Source organism: Mesorhizobium sp. M0408 (genome assembly GCF_040321495.1).
Taxonomy (GTDB): domain Bacteria; phylum Pseudomonadota; class Alphaproteobacteria; order Rhizobiales; family Rhizobiaceae; genus Mesorhizobium.
In genome coordinates this window covers 33,183-48,617 of record NZ_JAMYRO010000014.1, presented here as the reverse complement: position 1 = coordinate 48,617, position 15,435 = coordinate 33,183, and the positions used below count along the sequence as shown (strand labels likewise).

Sequence of the window (15,435 nt, the reverse complement as noted above, 5' to 3'; positions counted from 1 at the left end):
CGACATCTTCGCCCAGCGCAGGGGGCGCGCCCGTGGGCCGAGCCGAGCTCCTGGACCGGGCTCACATACGAACCTGGCAATTGCCCTCCGCAGCGTGCGGGCCATCTGCTGAGAAACCCGGTCGAGGCCCGGTAGGGAGGCTTGGTCGATCTAGAATGCCGTCGGAATTAGAGATGTTTGGCCGTCGCGGTCCAGCCGGCCGAGTCTGTACGTTCCGTACATCGAATTGAACACAACCGTGGATAGATTACCATCGCCCTGGGCCGCGTATGGGGAGGGTGGATGAGTAAGGTGAAAAGGGTCAGTCCGGTAGTAGAGCAAGCAATCGGCGCAGTCCTCAATAGGGAGGATCGTGGTGACACCATCTCGATCACAGCGACATTAAACGCAGCACGGCAAGCCGCCCCATATCTGGTCGCATCCGACGAAGAGCTAACCGAGGCGAGCGTCGAGGCAGCAACTGCCCTGGGCCTGTCCGTGGCTTTCGACGGTCGGGAATAGCCGTCGGTTCCACCAGTTCTTGCTCGGTACCCTGGCGCGCTTGCTGCGAGCCCACGCGATGACGCGTGCGTGCTCGTCCGCCATAGCCGCGTCGAAGCGGCTGTCGCCACTGAAAGCCATGGCAAGTGCATTTGCGCAGAGTTCGGCGCTCCGGAAGCATCGCCGATGCCTGCGCAGTGACTGCGTCCTTGTTATAGCCAGCATCGCCAACAGTCGCCCAGCCTGGCCCGTATGGCTTGCTGGGCAACGGTGCGCCAGCGAGTGGCCTCTCGCGCCTTGCTGCGCCAAGACGGTCGGCGACGGCAGGCCATCCCGGCTCCGATCAAGAGCCCCGCGCGCCAGCCGGCCCACCAAGGTTGCCGCGATCACCCTTGATGTCGTAGAGCCTACGGTCGGCGGTTAAAATTGGTGGAGAAGAATATATGCCAGAGCACCCGAAACTCGTCTCGACTGCCAAGTCGCATGGCGGCGCCCAGCATGTTTACTCTCATCTCTCGACGAGCTGCTCGTGCGAAATGACGTTTGCCATTTTCGTGCCTCCGCAGGCACGGGAAAGCCGTTGCCCCGTGGTGTGGTACCTCTCCGGACTCAGCTGCACCCATGCGAATGTAATGGAAAAAGGCGAATACAGACGTATTGCCGCCGAACTTGGCTTGATCGTTGTCTGTCCCGACACCAGCCCGCGTGGTGCCGACATTCCGGATGAAAAGGACAATTGGCAGTTCGGCAGCGGCGCCGGTTTCTACCTCGACGCGACGCAAGAGCCGTATGCCAAGAACTATCGCATGTATTCCTATATCGTCGAGGAGCTGCCAGCCGTGATCGGGCGCGAATTTCCCGCCGATATGGCGCGCCAGTCGATCTTCGGCCATTCGATGGGCGGGCATGGCGCGCTGACGATCGCACTGAACAATCCCGCGCGTTTCAGAAGTTGCTCGGCCTTTGCGCCGATCGTGCAGCCAAGCACAGCCGGCTGGTCGAAGCCGGCTTTCGAAAAATATCTCGGCCTGGATGAGGCCTCGTGGCGGCGCTACGATGCCACTTCGCTCATCGAGGATGGACACCGTTTCCCGGAATTCCTGGTCGATCAGGGAACGTCAGACGGTTTCCTCCAGGAGGGCCTCAGGCCTTGGCTGCTCGAAGACGCCTGCTCCAAGGCAGGCATTCCGTTGAAATTGCGGATGCAGGACGAATACGATCACTCCTATTTTTTCATTTCGACATTCATGCATGACCATATCACGTGGCATGCCGAACGGCTTTCACGAGGGTAGGCCGTAGGAATAGTCGGCAGTCAGGCGGGCTCGGTGACGACGCCGATGCGCCGGTAGACGAATGGTTCGTCCTTCGAAGGAACCGTCGCAGCGCGCTGGGCCTCGTCGATCAGCATTGCCATGCGCGCATGGATCGGCGATTTCGCGCAAGCCGGGTCCGTCGCGGCGGCATCGCCGGCGATTGCCATCGCCTGGCAGCGACAGCCGCCCCAGTCGATCTCGCGCCGCTCACAGTTGCGGCAGGGCTCCTGCATCCAGTCCGTGCCTCGAAAGGCATTAAATGCCGGGGAATCGGTCCAGATCGCGGCCAGGCTGCGTGATCCAAAACGCTCGAAGCCGAGCGACGGTATGGTCTGGGCGGCATGGCATGGCAGTACGGTGCCGTCCGGCGTCACCATGAAGGCGTCGCGCGCCCAGCCGCCCATGCACGGCTTGGGATAGATGGCGAAATAATCCGGCGTGACGAAATCGATGTTCATGATGCCGGTGAGCCGTTCGCGCGCCGCCGCGACGATCTCCGCCTGGCGGTCGACGGCAGCACGCTCGGGCATCAGTTGATCGCGATTGGTCAGCGCCCAGCCGGCGTACTGCACGTTGGCGATCTCGAGACGCTCCGCACCCAGCGAAAGGGCCAGATCGATGAATTCCGGTACCTCCTCGATGTTGTGGCGATGGATAGGCGCGTTGATGGTAAGCGGCAAGCCGGCCGCGTGAGCGCGGCGTGCCGTTTCCAGCTTCTTTTCGTGGCTGCCCCTGTGATTGCCGATGCGCTCGGTGGTCGCCGGCCGTGCACCTTGAAAGCTCAGTTGCAGATGGTCGAGCCCGGCTTCGGCAAATGCCTCGATGCGGCCATCCGCAATGCCGACACCGGCGGTGATCAGGTTGGTGTAGACGCCGCGCGCCGAAAGCCCGGCGATCAATTGCTCGAGATCGCGACGCAGCGTCGGTTCACCGCCGGACAGATGCACCTGGAGAACGCCAAGATCGGTGGCCTGCGAGAATAGGTCGAGCCAGCTCTGCGTGTCGAGTTCGCGATTGGCCTTCAGCAATTCGAGCGGATTGGAGCAATAGGGGCATTGCAGCGGGCAGCGATGCGTCAGTTCCGCCAGCATGCCGATCGGGGGGAGACGGGGCTCGCTCATAGCTTCACCAGCAGCTTGTCAGACCATTCCTGCAGGAAGGCGGCGACATCGGCCGCCACAGCCTCCTGTTCGGCATCATAATCTGCGGCAAGGCCGGCAATGATGTGGCCGACCGTGGACCGCCCATCGCAGCGGCGCAATATGTCGAGGCTGATCTCGTTTGGCCAGAACACCTTTTCGGGCGACAGCACGGCGAACGCCTGGCGCACGGGGTCATACTGTATGCGCACGTGCTTCGGCAGCGATGGAACCGACTGCAGCGACACCATGGCCCTTTCGCGCAGTGCCATCATTGGGCTGCCTCCGGACGGAAGGCGCCGGGCGGGATATTGCCCGGCTCGCCATAGGCGTGTTGAAGCGCGTCGAGCATGGCCCAGAGTATATCGCATTTGAACACCAGTGCATCGATCACCTGCTGCTGGCGTTCCGCCGTGTCGGCATGTTCGAGCACATAGGCGAGGGCGAAGTCGGCGTCGCGCGAGGCCTGTTCGGGCCGTCGGGTGAAATAGGCCAGCGTGTCCTCGGTGATATAATCGTATCTGGCCAGCATCGCGGGTACCCGCTCGCCGATGATGAGCGGCGAGAACATCTCGGTCAGCGACGACGCGACCGCCTCCAGCAGGGTCCGGTTCGTGCAAAAGGAGAGGTAAGCGCCAACCGCAAAACGTGTCGCCGGCAGGGCCAGCCTCTCGCTCTTCACCGCGTCGGCATCGAGACCGAGCGAGGTCGCCAGGTGCAACCAGCGCGCAATACCGCCGCTCCAGCCGTCTTCGCCGTCATGATCCTCGATGCGTTTGCGCCAGGCGGCGCGAAACGCCGGATCCTCGGCATGCGCGAGGATCATGGCATCCTTGCGCGGAATGACAGCCTGATAGCAATAGCGGTTCAGCGCCCAGGCCTGCATCTCGGTCCTCGACAGCGCACCGCTGGTCATCCTGTGATGGAAAGGATGGTGGTTGTGATAGCGCTCGGCACCGACCTGCCGCAGCACGGCTTCGAGCTCGCTTGAGGACAGGCCGTTGCTGGCTGCGTCGTGGAAATCACTCAAAATTCCATCTCCATCCCGTCGCGGGCCACTTCCCAGCCAGCCGCTTTGACTGCTGCCTGCTCGGCAGAATTCTCGTCCAGAACAGGATTGGTGTTGTTGATGTGGACGAAGACACGGCGGCCGATCCTCACATCGGCCAAGCCGGCGATCGACCCCGCGTCTCCCGACATTGCCAGATGCCCCATGCGCGCACCGGTCTTTTGGCCGACGCCGGCAGCAATCATCTCGTCGTCGGTGAAGACCGTGCCGTCGAACAGAAGGCATGCGGCATCGGCCAGACGCGTGCGCAGGGTCGCATCGATGCGGGCGCAGCCGGGGATGTAGAAGACGGAGCCGCGACTGCCGGCACCGGCGATACGGACGCCGATCGTGTCGCCGGCATCGGAGCTGAAATTGGCATCCGGCTGGCCTCTTTCTTCGAGATAGAGGGCTATCTTCCCGGGCACGGGAAAGCTCTCGACAGCCACCCCGGTGTCGTGGCCGTCTGCGTCGCAGATCGACAGTTCTTGCGCCGGCGGCAAGATGCGTCGCGGCACGAGCGCCGGATCGAGGACATTGAAAATCGAATTCGCCTTCAGCGTCGCCAGAACCTGTGTCGTTGCATAGATAGCGAAAGGCTGCCGCTCACGCAGGCTGAGCAGGCCGGCCACATGATCGACATCGGCATTGGTCAGCACCACCGCGCGAATAGGTGTCGAGCGCAGCGGCGCATCGTGCACGGGCTGCAATTCAGGCGTTGCCGCGATCTGCTGGCGAATGTCGGGCGAGGCGTTGAACAGAACCCAGCCGAGTCCATCCGCCGACGCGGCGACACTCGATTGGGTTCGTGAATGCACACCAGCCACCCCGGTGCGAGCCGCACGGCTCAGACGATAATTGCAGTTCCATTGCGGAAAGCCGCCGCCGGCCGCCGATCCGATGATTCTCAAGCGCATGAAAACGCCCGCCCCGCGGCTTCTCTGACCAGCAGCCAATTTGCAGCCGCAAAAAACGGCCCGCCCGCTTTGCGCGCCTCAAACTCTTTCACGAAAATCCCATGCGGCAAGGGGATGCGTGCCCCTGTTGCCAGGGACACGCACCTCTGCGGCCTACTTCTTGGGAGTAATTTCAGCAGGCAGATAGCGCGAAATTTCAAAGCCCGCAGCAACCTGACACATGGTCGGTTTTGTCCAGCTCTTCTTCATAACATTTCTCCTCTTCTACCAGCCCGAAGGGGCCGATCCGGTGGTTAGCCAACCATTGCAGCGCACCGAAGCAATGGCTCGTCCATCACGTTCTCAAAATGGACAAATGAACGCAAGGTTTTGAAAGACCGAAAAACAAAACTATCGAAAGTAGCTGTAGTCTTCTCTTCAATTGTTCATCGCGTAGGTTTTTCCTCCTCCTGACCCATCCCAACTATTGCGTAATCGGATTGTCGTGCTCGTCGATCAGCGGCACATTGTAACCCAGCAGGAGCTTGGTGATCTCCGCCTGGTTTTCCCTGATCACCCGGTTGAGCGTCCGTTTCCATTCCTGGTCGGACGGACGTACGCCCATGGTGATGCGGTAGGACATGCGCGAGCCGGTTTTTTCCTTCAGCAGCGGAACAATGGTGACATCGGCTCCGAGTTCCCTGGCATAGTAACCTGCCATCGGCCCCCACAGGACCGCCGCGTCAATCTCGCCGGCGAACATGTCCCTGATCATGACCTCCCCCATGGAAGGAGTGACGCGCGTATCCACCGCGAGTGGATAGATCTTGGCGGTCCGCAGAAGCTTGTTGGCGGCCATGTTGGCGGTTGGCGGCGTGCTTTCGACGACGCCGATTCTCTTGCCGGAAAGTTTCGGGTCTTCGAGCGTCTCGATGCCTTCCATGCCGTTGCCTTTGGGGTATACGAGCACATAGGCGGAGCGATAGTAGGCGTTGGTGTTCTGCACCAGTTCATCGCCTTGGGCGTAGCCCATGATGATGTCGCATCGATTGGCCCCCAGCGTATTGCGCACAAAGCCGGTGACAGTGGGAAACCACGTGTAAGCGACTGATTTCCGCCCCGTCTTCTTGGCAACCAGTTCAGCCAGCTTGTTTTCGAAGCCTTGGCCGTTCTTGTCGGTAAAGGGCATGTTCGAGGGATCGGCGCAGACGCGCAGAATGTCGGGATCGACCAGTTCGCCCGCAGCGCCAAGCCCGGCATTTTGCGCCAGAACATTCGACGGCAGCAAGGCGAGCGCGCCGAGGATCGGCAGAACGACGCGCAGCTTCGATGCAGTGCAGCCGGTCATATCATCCACCCATGCAGGATGCTTCGGCATCCTTGGCTGCCTGAGCCTTGTTTTCGTGCTTGGGCGGCCTGCCGCGGGGTGCCGCGCCATCGGCGCGCGCGCGCAGATAGACGTAGAGATCGTCCAGGTAACAATAGACGTTCTTGTTGTCGCCAAAGGCAGGCATGACGTTTTCCTTGCCGCCGCCGACATTCTTGCGGCCCTCGGCGACGATCGACAGGAACGTGGCGTAATCCATGGTTTTCAGACTATTGACCAAGGCAGGCGCATAGCTCGAACCTGTTGCGTCCTGTCCGTGACAGACATGGCAATCGGAGTGATACCGACGGTACCCGCTGAACGTGTACCAATCGACGGTTCCGTTTTCGATCTTGTAGGTCGGATTTCCGTCCGCATCTAAATATTTGCCCCCTTCTTGCTTCACCGCCTTGGCTTTTTCCATGCTGTCTTCGGCCCTTGCCAGACTTGAGCTGGCCAGAGGCAGCAGGACCAGAGCGAGAGCGGAAACTGCAATGCGAACGATCATTCAGACTCTTCCTTCATTTGCCAGGGACACTGGCTGCCGTCGTGCTCGGCATTAATCGGTGTTGGGTGGGCGCGCAATCGAGAGCCCGGTTCCCGGCTTCGGGTGACCCGGGCTCTCGTTTTCGAACCTAGTCGTAAGGCTCTTCCCGGTTATTAGTCCGGGAGGCCGAAGACGGTGAGCTGGCCGCCCAGCGTCGTATAGTCGGCAAGTGCCGCGTAACCGCCGACGGCACCCAGACCAGCGGTTCCAACGACCGCGGTCTCGTCGCCCTGCGCACGGCCCTGATCGACGGCGCCATGCCAGGCAGCGGCGTTATCGGGCGAAAGCAGCCCCCCTGCCAGACCGATACCCGCCCATCCACCGACGCCGGACAGAACGGCGACGTACTGCTTGCCGTCATGCTCGTAGGTCGTGATGTTGCCGATGATGCCGGACGGGGTCTTGAACTTGTAGAGTTCCTTGCCGTCCTTATCGACCGCCTTGATGTAGCCTTCGAGGGTACCGTAGAAGACGACGTCGCCATCTGTCGCCAATGCGCCCGACCACACCGAGAACTGCTCGGGCTTCGACCAGACGATCTCACCCTTGGCTGCATCCCAGGCAATGAAGTTGCCCATGTTACCGTCACCGCCAGGCGCCGCATACATCGACACGGTGGCGCCCACATAGGGCTGACCGGCGGTGTAGCTCACTTTGTAAGGCTCATAGTCCATGCAGACATGGTTGGTCGGCACGTAGAACAACCCGGTCTTCGGCGAGTAGGCGGCCGGCTGCTGGTCCTTGGTTCCAAGCGCGGCCGGGCAGATACCGGTCGAGTTGGTGTCTTCGCCGTTCTGCTGGGTCGAATACTTGGCGACGACCTGCGGGCGGCCATACTGGTCGCTCTTGGGATCCATGTTGACTTCCGTCGCCCAGTTCACTGCCGGATCGTATTTCTTGGCGACGAGAAGTTCGCCGGTGGCTCGATCCATTGTGTAGGCAAAGCCGTTGCGGTCGAAATGCACCAGCACGTCGTGCTTGGCGCCGTTGACCTCCATGCCATCGACGAGAATCATCTCGTTGATGCCGTCATAGTCCCACTCATCATGCGGGGTCATTTGGTAGAGCCATTTGGCAACACCGGTATCCGCATCGCGAGCCATGATTGTCATGGACCAGCGATTGTCGCCTGGGCGCTGGACCGGGTTCCACGTCGAGGGATTGCCGGTGCCGTAATAGACCAGGTTCAGCTTGGGATCATAGGAATACCATCCCCATGTCGTGCCGCCGCCCGTCTTCCACTGTTCGCCTTCCCAGGTGTTCGTGCCGGAATCTTTTCCGACAGGCTTGCCGAGATGGGTGGTCTTCTCGGGATCGAGAAGGGTGTCTGCATCAGGACCTTCCGAATAGGCTTTCCAGGCGAGCTTGCCGTCTTTCAGATTGTAGGCGGCCAGCCAGCCGCGAACACCGAATTCAGCACCGGAGACGCCCACGAGCACCTTGTCCTTGATGACTACGGGTGCCGACGTGCCGGATTCGCCCTTTCCGCCGTCGGTCTGGTCTCCGTTCTTGACAGACCAGACGACCTTGCCGGTCTTGGCATCGAGCGCGACGACGGTGGTGTCGGCCTGGTTGAGAATGATCTTGCCGTCGCCATAGGCAACACCGCGATTGACCGTGTCGCAGCACATGATCGGAATGACGTTCGTGTCCTGCTTGGGCTCGTATTTCCACAGGATCTTGCCGTCATTCTTGAGGTCCAGAGCATAGACGTTGTTTGGGAAAGGCGTGTGGACATACATCACGTCGCCGATGACCAGCGGCCCGCCTTCGTGACCGCGCAGCACGCCGGTGGAAAAGCTCCATTTGACCTGCAGGTTCTTCACATTGTCGGCAGTGATTTGGTTGAGTTTGGAATAGCGGGTGTTGGCGTAGTCACCCGTCTGCATCGCCCAGTTCTTCGCATCCGATGCGAGCTTTGCAAGGTCTTCATTGGCCGAAGCCGTATAGGCAGCGCCGAGCGATAAAAACGCCGCGGTCGTCAGAATGTAGGTAGTTTTCGCAAGTACACGCATCCAAAATCCTCCCGGGTTCGCAGTGAAGAATCGACCGTCAAGCCCCACAAGGGCTTGCCCAAGCAATTCATGTTGGGAAGTTATTTTCCGGCAGCTGTCACGACCTACCCCGAAGCAGAGGGCACCGTTACCGCCCGCCCCCCTTGGTCTTCGAAAGACTGCCGCCGCTCCCTGATGACGGTGGCGCTCTTGAAGCCGGAAACAGGAAAAAGCTATGTCATCGTAAAAGGCCAGGCAAGCAAAAACCTACAATGGGTCGCTGCGCTGCAATATCGATATGGTGCGATGCAATATTTAGAAATAATTAAAATAAGCGCCGCGTGAAAAACTAATAAGAGGATGACCGCCAGCCGCGATATATATAGCAAACATATTGTTCGCGTATTCTCGAGGTGATACACATTTGACTTTATTTCGATATATTCTGCGGGGCACCTACGAGTAAGTATGCGGGCGTCTCGCTGGCTGCCGATAGTGAGCGACGCATGAAATGAACGCGTGAAGGAGGGTGCGCAGGGGGGCATGAAGCTGGCTCTTGTCGGTCGATAGGGCATTCCTCCTTTGGTCCTATACGCAGGCCATGGGAGCTTGACTGGCTTTGCGGCACGTCGCCAATTGGAGCGATGATCCCGTCTGGACGCATGGTGTCCAGGCCAACTGGAGGTTCCTCATGATAAGGTCTGTTGGATCTCTCACCTTGCCGGTGGCCTTTGCGGCGACGCTGGCTTTTGCGAACTTGGCCAACGCCGCGGGAGACTACCCGACGGCAACGATTGCCGACTACGTGCTCGGCTGCATGCAAACAAATGGCCAGACACGTCAGGCGCTTGAAAGCTGTTCCTGCTCGATCGATGTTATCGCCTCGATCCTTCCCTACGATCACTATGAGAGGGCGGAGACCTTCAAAAGCATGTCGCTGACGACAGGGGAGGCCGCAGGGTTGTTTCGCGAAAGCGCGCCAGCGAAGGCGGCGCGCACGGAACTGAAACGCGCGCAGGCTGAAGCCGACGTACGTTGCTTTTAATCAGGCGAAACAGGCGCGCGTGGCGGTGCCTCACAGTCTCGCCGTTTCTATTGGCTATTGGCTGCAAAATACCTTGCAATCCGCATTCGAGCCGTAAGGCGATCAGGCCACACCCGGAAATTTTTGCTGGAATGACCGCAAAAGGTCGCTCATCACCAGTGGATTGCGATGCTGCCTCGGCACTCTTACGTCGAACATGCCGAGCACGTGGGCTGGGCGCTGCTCAAGCACGATGATGCGGTCCGACAGCATCAGTGCCTCTCGCAGATTGTGCGTTACCATCAGGGCGGTCGTAGGCCGCGCCGACCACACGGTCAAAAGCAATTGCCGAAGCCGCTCGGCGGTCTGTTCGTCGAGGGAGGCAAAGGGTTCGTCCAGGAAAAGTACCGCCGGTTCGGTGGCGAAGGCCCTGGCAAGCGCTGCCCTGCGCGCAAGGCCGAGCGAAAGCTCCGCCGGATAGAGCGAGCGCATGCCAGCGAGGCCGAGAGTGTCAAACAGCTCGTCGAGACTCTTCGCTCTTAGGCTTTTCGGCAGCGCCAGCCTGACATTCTGCTCCACCGTGCGCCATGGCAGCAAAGTAGGCTCCTGGAACACGGCGGCGATGCGGTTCGAGCCGCCTTGCGGCAGTTGGAAAGAGCCGGAAAAGTCTTTGTCCAGTCCAAGCAGGATGCGCAACGTCGTGGTCTTGCCGCAGCCCGACGGCCCAAACAGGCAAGCGAATTCGCCCGGCCGGACCTCGAAGGACAGACCCTGTAGCGCCGTGATCGACACGCCTTGCGCGGACCTGAAGGTCTTTTCGGCGATGTCGACCCTAAGCGGGACGGCGGCGCCAACGGGTTGCATGTCGTTCAATGGGCTGCACCAGGAGAAGTTCGATGACAAGCATCACCGCCACGAAAGCCAGCGTGTACGCAAGAATGGCGGCGACGTCGAAGAGCTGGAAATAGAGATAGATCTGGAAACCGACGCCATTGGAGCGGCCGAGCAGTTCGACCACCAGGACGATCTTCCATATGAGGGCGATGCCGGACCGCGAGGCCGCGGCAAAATAGGGCTGCAGTTGCGGCAGCAGGACATGGCGGATGCGCTCGAGTGGGGCGAAGCGGTAGACGGCGGCCATTTCGGCATAACGCGGATCAAACGCCCTGGCGCCTTCGCGCATCGTCACCACGACATTCGGGATCTTGTTCACGGCAACTGCGCCAATCGCCGCCGCCTCGTTGAGGCCGAACCAGATATAGGCGAGCACGATGACCACCAGCGCTGGAATGTTGAGAAACAGGACCACCCACGGACTGAAGAACCGGTCCGCACCGCGGTAGCTGCCGAGGATGACGCCGATGACCGAGCCGATAATCATTGCGACGACGTACGCCGCAGCAACTCGTCCGAGCGTCGCGCCAAGATGATAAAAAAGGTCACCGCTCGCCGCTTCCCTGAGCAGGACCTGCCAGACCTGCCCTGGTGGGGGGAAAGCACGGCTTTGCCACAGATGAGCCGCGAGGCCCCACAGCAGGCAAAGTCCAATCAGGGAAACCGTTACCGTCAGCGCCGTCGCAAAGCCGGATCGACCCGACTTGTCTTCCGTTGCGGTCATTTCGCGAGTTCCGGCCAGAACGTGCCGGGCGCCATCTCGGGCGCCCTGCCAACCAGCTTCTCGCCGCCTATCGCGGCCAGCACGTGATAGAGTTTGCCCGCATCGCCCGCTTCTTCGGCGACCGGCCGTCTTGGGATGCCCTGGCGATAGCGGTCGCGCAGTTTTTCCAGCTCCTTGCCTTCTGCGCGAATGAGTGGCGCCAGGCGCAGCCATTCATCATCGGATTTGGCTAGCAAGTCCTTGGCCTGCTTGGATGCCTTGACGAAGCCCCGGGCGGCATCCGGATTGTCGCTCGCCCAATGTTCGTGGAAGACGTAGCCGAGTGCCGACACGGGGCCTGAGGCACCAAGCGCTTTCGTCGCGTCATCCGCACCGATCAACCGACGAAAGCCATTGGCCTCGAGCCGGGCGCAGAAATGCCAGAAATTGAGCACGGCATCGAGTTCGCCTTGCATCGCCTTTTCAGAAATCAGCGGCGGCGCGCCAAAGACGACGTCACAGGCTGTCGGCAGGTCGAGGCCGTGATCGCGTCTGGCCAGCGCCTGGACCAGTAGCCAGCTCTTGTCGAGCGGGCCGCCGGCGACACCGATTTTCTTTTCCTTGAGGTCGGCGAGCGTCCGGATCGGCGATTCGTCCTTCACCATGATTGCCCCCACGGCGGTCGAATAAGGGGCCAATGTAAGATCGCCGCCCTCGGAGCGCTGGCGCGAGACCCACAGCCAGTCGGTCACGATCATGTCGATCGCGCCGGCCAGCAGCGCGACGTTGGTCGCATCCTCCCCGGCGAAGTAGACAATTTCCAGATCGATCCTGTTGGCCTCGTCGAGCTTGTGGCGTTTCAACGTATCGAGTTCCCAGCTCACGGTGCCGAACTTCAGGACACCAATTCGGACTTTAGCGGCCGCAAAGACGGCAACCGGCTTTGAGGCGAGGATGGCCCCCAGAGCCGCCAAGCGCAGCGTCGTGCGCCGCGAAATCATCATGGCGTCTCCTCTTTTAGGGTCTTGACGAACCAGGAATGTCGATCAAATTGCTCGTTCCTTGCTCGGAACGGCACATTTCCAGCGCACGACCTTGAGACTCGGATGTTCCTGAGACCATTTTGCGATCTCGGCGGGCGCCAGGAACATGCATTGGAACAGAGAGCCGCGGCTCTCGAAATAGAGATGTTCATCTCGGCAATTGCCCGGATTGGCGCTAAGGCACACCGTTAATATGAGATCGACCATGTCCATTTGGCACTTATCGTCGCCTGCGCGGCGAACTCTCCAGAGTTCGTGCTTTGGAGTTGCGCGGATTCCTGAAGGTGCCCAAACAGCAAACCGGTTGGAGTGAGGCTACGCGTTCGGCCAACAGGCGTCAATGATGTGGACCGCGTGTCGCTACACACTTCCCTTCGCGCAGTCGGGAAACGAAACAGGACCTTTGTACGATTGACTTCTTTCATCGGCAGTCTAGCTTTTCGAGGCGTGCAGGTGCTGCCAGTCCGGGGAGGAAGGACGAATAGTTCGCTCTCCCGCTTTAAAACGAATGCCGGCGATCAAGGCATCGACACGCGTAAAGTGTCCCGGGCACTCACACGATCAATGAGGAAATGCCATGCGCGCAGTCGCATTTTTCGCCGCCGTGTCCGTCGCCACCTTTGTCACTACCCAGTCTCAGGCACAGGATGCCGCGGCGGGTGAGAAGGTGTTTGCCAAATGCAAGGTCTGCCACGTCGCAGACAAGGATCAGAACAAGATCGGTCCGTCCTTGAACGGCGTTATCGGCCGAACGGCCGGGACGCATCCGGGGTTCAGCTATTCCAAGGCCATGACCGAGGCCGGCAAGTCCGGCGTCAAATGGGATGAGGCCACGCTGACGACCTACCTTCGCGATCCCAAGGCGATGGTCAAAGGAACCAAGATGGCGTTTGTCGGCCTCAAGAAAGACGAGGACATCGCCAACGTCATTGCTTATCTGAAACAATTCTCAAAATAACGCGGTACCGCCGGCCGTTGGACTGCGCTCGGCCGGCGTTGGCTCGGCTTTGCGCATGGGGTCACGCAGCGTCTTGCAGCCTCTGCATCGCTGACGGCAGATCGAACAGGCTGTCGCAAACGAGGTCGGCGCAAAGCTCTTCAACGGGAATTTGGCTGTATCCGCCACGCAGCAGAATGACGGCCATGCCGGCGGCGCGGGCGGCGGCCACGTCGGCGCTGCTGTCTCCGACCATCAGCGTGTCACGAGGTTCGACCTGAAGCAGGTCGAGCGCCAGCAACAGCGCGTCTGGCGCCGGTTTCAATGATGTCACCGCGTCTCCGCCGACGATCGCGCCGAGATATTCCGTCAGCCGAAAATGCAGCAGGATTTCGCGAGCCGCCAGCTGCGGCTTGTTGGTCACCACGGCCATGGCTATTCCGCTCAAATGCAAGTGCGTGAGAACCTCCCTGACGCCAGGCATCAGCCTCGTGCGGCCGGTCAGATGCCTGCGATAGATCGGCGCCATGACGCGGTTGGCCTCATCGAGTGCGATGCCGAGGAGCGGCGTGCCGGAAGCCGCGACGGCCCTTTCGACCAGTTTCCTGATGCCGCCGCCGATCATGGCCTTGACCTGATCCAGCCGCAGCGGCGGCAGATCGCGGCCGGCCAGCAATTCGTTGACGGCGGCCGCAATATCAGGCGCCGAATCGACCAGTGTGCCGTCGAGATCGAACAGGATCGCCTTGGGCGAGCGAAACGGCCTGCCTGCGCCGACGTTCATGCGGCACCCTTCCACTTGATCGAACAGCCGATCGAAGCGATCTGGTCAAGCGGTCCGTCCCCGGTTCGGGCAACTTGCTTCATCGCCTCGAACAGGTCGCGCCTCAGCCCGGGCAATTCGGCGTCGCGTCGCGACGCGTCCAGCCGGCCGCGATATTGCAGCGTCAACTCGCTGTTGAGCCCGAAGAAATCCGGGGTGCAAACGGCTCCGTAGGCGCGCGCCACCGTCTGGTGCTCGTCGTGGAGATAGGGGAAAGTGAAGCCGTTCGTCCTGGCAAAGAGCTTCATGTTGTCGAACGAATCATCTGGAGAGGCGTCGCTATCGTTGGAGTTGATCGCGACAAAGCCGATGCCTTCGGCCTTGAGGTCATTGGCGTCGCGCACCATCCGTGAAATCACCGCCTTCACATAGGGGCAGTGATTGCAGATGAAAGCCACCACCAGCCCGTTCGGGCCGGCGTGGCTTAAGATCGAATGCGATGTGCCGTCGACGCCGGGCAAAACGGCGTCGATGGCTCGCCAGCCGAAATCGCAGACAGGTGGGATTGCCGCCAAGATTTCCTCCGATGAAATGGTTTACGCCGCTTTCCGGATCGCCCCGTCGGCCGCCTGCCTGATGGTGCCGATATTGGCGCGATAGGCCGCCTCGGTGCCGCCCTTAAAGATGGCCGAGCCGGCGACCAGCACACTGGCACCGGCCGCGGTGACAAGCGGAGCGGTTTCGGGCGTGACGCCGCCGTCGATCTCTATGTCGATCGGACGATGGCCGACCAGCGCCTTGACCCGCCTGACCTTATCGACGACCGCCGCAATGAAGGCCTGGCCGCCGAAGCCCGGATTGACCGTCATCAGAAGCACCAGATCGAGCCGGTCGAGTACATATTCGATGACGCTTTCCGGCGTTGACGGGTTCAGCGACACGCCGGCCTTCTTGCCGAGATTTCTGATTGCCTGCAGCGAACGGTCGAGATGCGGTCCGGCCTCGGCATGCACCGTAATGATGTCGCAGCCGGCATCGGCGAAGGCGCCGAGATAGGCGTCGGCCGGCGCGATCATCAGGTGGCAGTCGAAGACCTTGTCCGTTCGATTACGGATCGCCTTGACCACCGGCGGACCGAAGGTGATGTTGGGCACGAAATGGCCATCCATCACATCGAGATGGATCCAATCGGCACCCGCCCGGACGACCGCTTCGACCTCGTCGCCGAGCCGCGAGAAGTCCGCGGAAAGCACCGAGGGCGCGATGATTGTCTTGGTATCCATGG

20 protein-coding genes are annotated in these 15,435 nt (G+C 60.7%); 5 read left to right on the top strand and 15 right to left on the bottom strand.

What is annotated here, in order from left to right; genetic code table 11:
• The first annotated feature begins 282 nt into the window (after positions 1-282).
• Both NKI67_RS17855 and fghA read left to right on the top strand, forming a co-directional pair.
• Positions 283-501 (top strand): hypothetical protein, encoded by a 219-nt coding sequence (locus tag NKI67_RS17855; protein ID WP_352646213.1) that lies wholly within the window; start codon positions 283-285, stop codon positions 499-501.
• Positions 502-923: 422 nt separating this feature from the next.
• A complete protein-coding gene (gene fghA / locus NKI67_RS17850; protein WP_352646211.1) occupies positions 924-1,775 on the top strand; it encodes an S-formylglutathione hydrolase in 852 nt (283 codons plus the stop codon).
• 20 nt (positions 1,776-1,795) lie between these two features.
• Here fghA and pqqE read toward each other — a convergent pair whose 3' ends face one another.
• The 8 genes from pqqE to NKI67_RS17810 form a co-directional block, all read right to left on the bottom strand.
• On the bottom strand, positions 1,796-2,917 hold the full coding sequence (gene pqqE / locus NKI67_RS17845; protein WP_352646209.1) for a pyrroloquinoline quinone biosynthesis protein PqqE: 1,122 nt from the start codon (positions 2,915-2,917) through the stop codon (positions 1,796-1,798).
• The gene (gene pqqD / locus NKI67_RS17840; protein ID WP_352646206.1) at positions 2,914-3,210 is read right to left on the bottom strand and encodes a pyrroloquinoline quinone biosynthesis peptide chaperone PqqD; all 297 of its coding nucleotides are present in this window, start codon (positions 3,208-3,210) and stop codon (positions 2,914-2,916) included. The genes pqqE and pqqD overlap by 4 nt, the downstream gene beginning before the upstream one ends.
• A complete protein-coding gene (pqqC, locus tag NKI67_RS17835; protein ID WP_352646204.1) occupies positions 3,207-3,965 on the bottom strand; it encodes a pyrroloquinoline-quinone synthase PqqC in 759 nt (252 codons plus the stop codon). Before pqqC ends, pqqD begins: the two co-directional genes overlap by 4 nt.
• Positions 3,962-4,900, bottom strand: coding sequence for a pyrroloquinoline quinone biosynthesis protein PqqB (pqqB, locus tag NKI67_RS17830; RefSeq protein WP_352646202.1), 939 nt, complete (start codon positions 4,898-4,900; stop codon positions 3,962-3,964). Before pqqB ends, pqqC begins: the two co-directional genes overlap by 4 nt.
• 153 nt (positions 4,901-5,053) lie before the next feature.
• A complete protein-coding gene (locus NKI67_RS17825; RefSeq protein ID WP_101918690.1) occupies positions 5,054-5,149 on the bottom strand; it encodes a pyrroloquinoline quinone precursor peptide PqqA in 96 nt (31 codons plus the stop codon).
• A gap of 214 nt (positions 5,150-5,363) precedes the next feature.
• Positions 5,364-6,227 carry a substrate-binding domain-containing protein gene (locus NKI67_RS17820; RefSeq protein ID WP_352646200.1) on the bottom strand — a complete coding sequence of 288 codons (864 nt, stop codon included), beginning with the start codon at positions 6,225-6,227 and terminating at the stop codon, positions 5,364-5,366.
• Position 6,228: 1 nt separating this feature from the next.
• The gene (locus NKI67_RS17815) at positions 6,229-6,753 is read right to left on the bottom strand and encodes a c-type cytochrome, methanol metabolism-related (protein ID WP_352622911.1); all 525 of its coding nucleotides are present in this window, start codon (positions 6,751-6,753) and stop codon (positions 6,229-6,231) included.
• 152 nt (positions 6,754-6,905) lie between these two features.
• Positions 6,906-8,807, bottom strand: coding sequence for a methanol/ethanol family PQQ-dependent dehydrogenase (locus NKI67_RS17810; protein ID WP_023678825.1), 1,902 nt, complete (start codon positions 8,805-8,807; stop codon positions 6,906-6,908).
• A gap of 69 nt (positions 8,808-8,876) precedes the next feature.
• On the opposite strand from NKI67_RS17810, the gene NKI67_RS17805 reads away from it, so the two are divergent.
• Both NKI67_RS17805 and NKI67_RS17800 read left to right on the top strand, forming a co-directional pair.
• Positions 8,877-9,131, top strand: a complete 255-nt coding sequence (locus NKI67_RS17805; RefSeq protein WP_352646198.1) for a hypothetical protein — start codon at positions 8,877-8,879, stop codon at positions 9,129-9,131.
• A 346-nt stretch (positions 9,132-9,477) separates the two neighbouring features.
• Positions 9,478-9,831, top strand: coding sequence for a hypothetical protein (locus tag NKI67_RS17800; RefSeq protein WP_023678826.1), 354 nt, complete (start codon positions 9,478-9,480; stop codon positions 9,829-9,831).
• 102 nt (positions 9,832-9,933) lie between these two features.
• On the opposite strand, the gene NKI67_RS17795 is transcribed toward NKI67_RS17800, so the two are convergent.
• From NKI67_RS17795 to NKI67_RS17780, 4 genes are read right to left on the bottom strand one after another with little or no spacing between them, the layout of a single operon-like run.
• A complete protein-coding gene (locus NKI67_RS17795) occupies positions 9,934-10,674 on the bottom strand; it encodes an ABC transporter ATP-binding protein (protein ID WP_352646369.1) in 741 nt (246 codons plus the stop codon).
• Positions 10,643-11,428 carry an ABC transporter permease gene (locus NKI67_RS17790; protein ID WP_352646196.1) on the bottom strand — a complete coding sequence of 262 codons (786 nt, stop codon included), beginning with the start codon at positions 11,426-11,428 and terminating at the stop codon, positions 10,643-10,645. Before NKI67_RS17790 ends, NKI67_RS17795 begins: the two co-directional genes overlap by 32 nt.
• Entirely contained in the window at positions 11,425-12,411 is a 987-nt protein-coding gene (locus NKI67_RS17785; protein ID WP_352646194.1) for an ABC transporter substrate-binding protein, read from the bottom strand. The genes NKI67_RS17790 and NKI67_RS17785 overlap by 4 nt, the downstream gene beginning before the upstream one ends.
• A gap of 42 nt (positions 12,412-12,453) precedes the next feature.
• Positions 12,454-12,663, bottom strand: coding sequence for a hypothetical protein (locus NKI67_RS17780; RefSeq protein ID WP_023678830.1), 210 nt, complete (start codon positions 12,661-12,663; stop codon positions 12,454-12,456).
• A gap of 364 nt (positions 12,664-13,027) precedes the next feature.
• On the opposite strand from NKI67_RS17780, the gene NKI67_RS17775 reads away from it, so the two are divergent.
• Positions 13,028-13,408: a c-type cytochrome gene (locus NKI67_RS17775; protein WP_352578022.1), complete on the top strand. Its 381-nt coding sequence runs from the start codon at positions 13,028-13,030 to the stop codon at positions 13,406-13,408.
• Positions 13,409-13,469: 61 nt separating this feature from the next.
• Here the strand turns inward: NKI67_RS17775 and gph are convergent, their stop codons facing one another.
• From gph to rpe, 3 genes are read right to left on the bottom strand one after another with little or no spacing between them, the layout of a single operon-like run.
• Entirely contained in the window at positions 13,470-14,171 is a 702-nt protein-coding gene (gene gph / locus NKI67_RS17770; RefSeq protein WP_352646192.1) for a phosphoglycolate phosphatase, read from the bottom strand.
• Complete coding sequence (locus NKI67_RS17765; protein ID WP_352646189.1) at positions 14,168-14,725, bottom strand: thioredoxin family protein; 558 nt, start codon at positions 14,723-14,725, stop codon at positions 14,168-14,170. The genes gph and NKI67_RS17765 overlap by 4 nt, the downstream gene beginning before the upstream one ends.
• Positions 14,726-14,746: 21 nt before the next feature.
• Positions 14,747-15,433 carry a ribulose-phosphate 3-epimerase gene (gene rpe / locus NKI67_RS17760; RefSeq protein WP_023678833.1) on the bottom strand — a complete coding sequence of 229 codons (687 nt, stop codon included), beginning with the start codon at positions 15,431-15,433 and terminating at the stop codon, positions 14,747-14,749.
• Between the last annotated feature and the right edge of the window lie 2 nt (positions 15,434-15,435).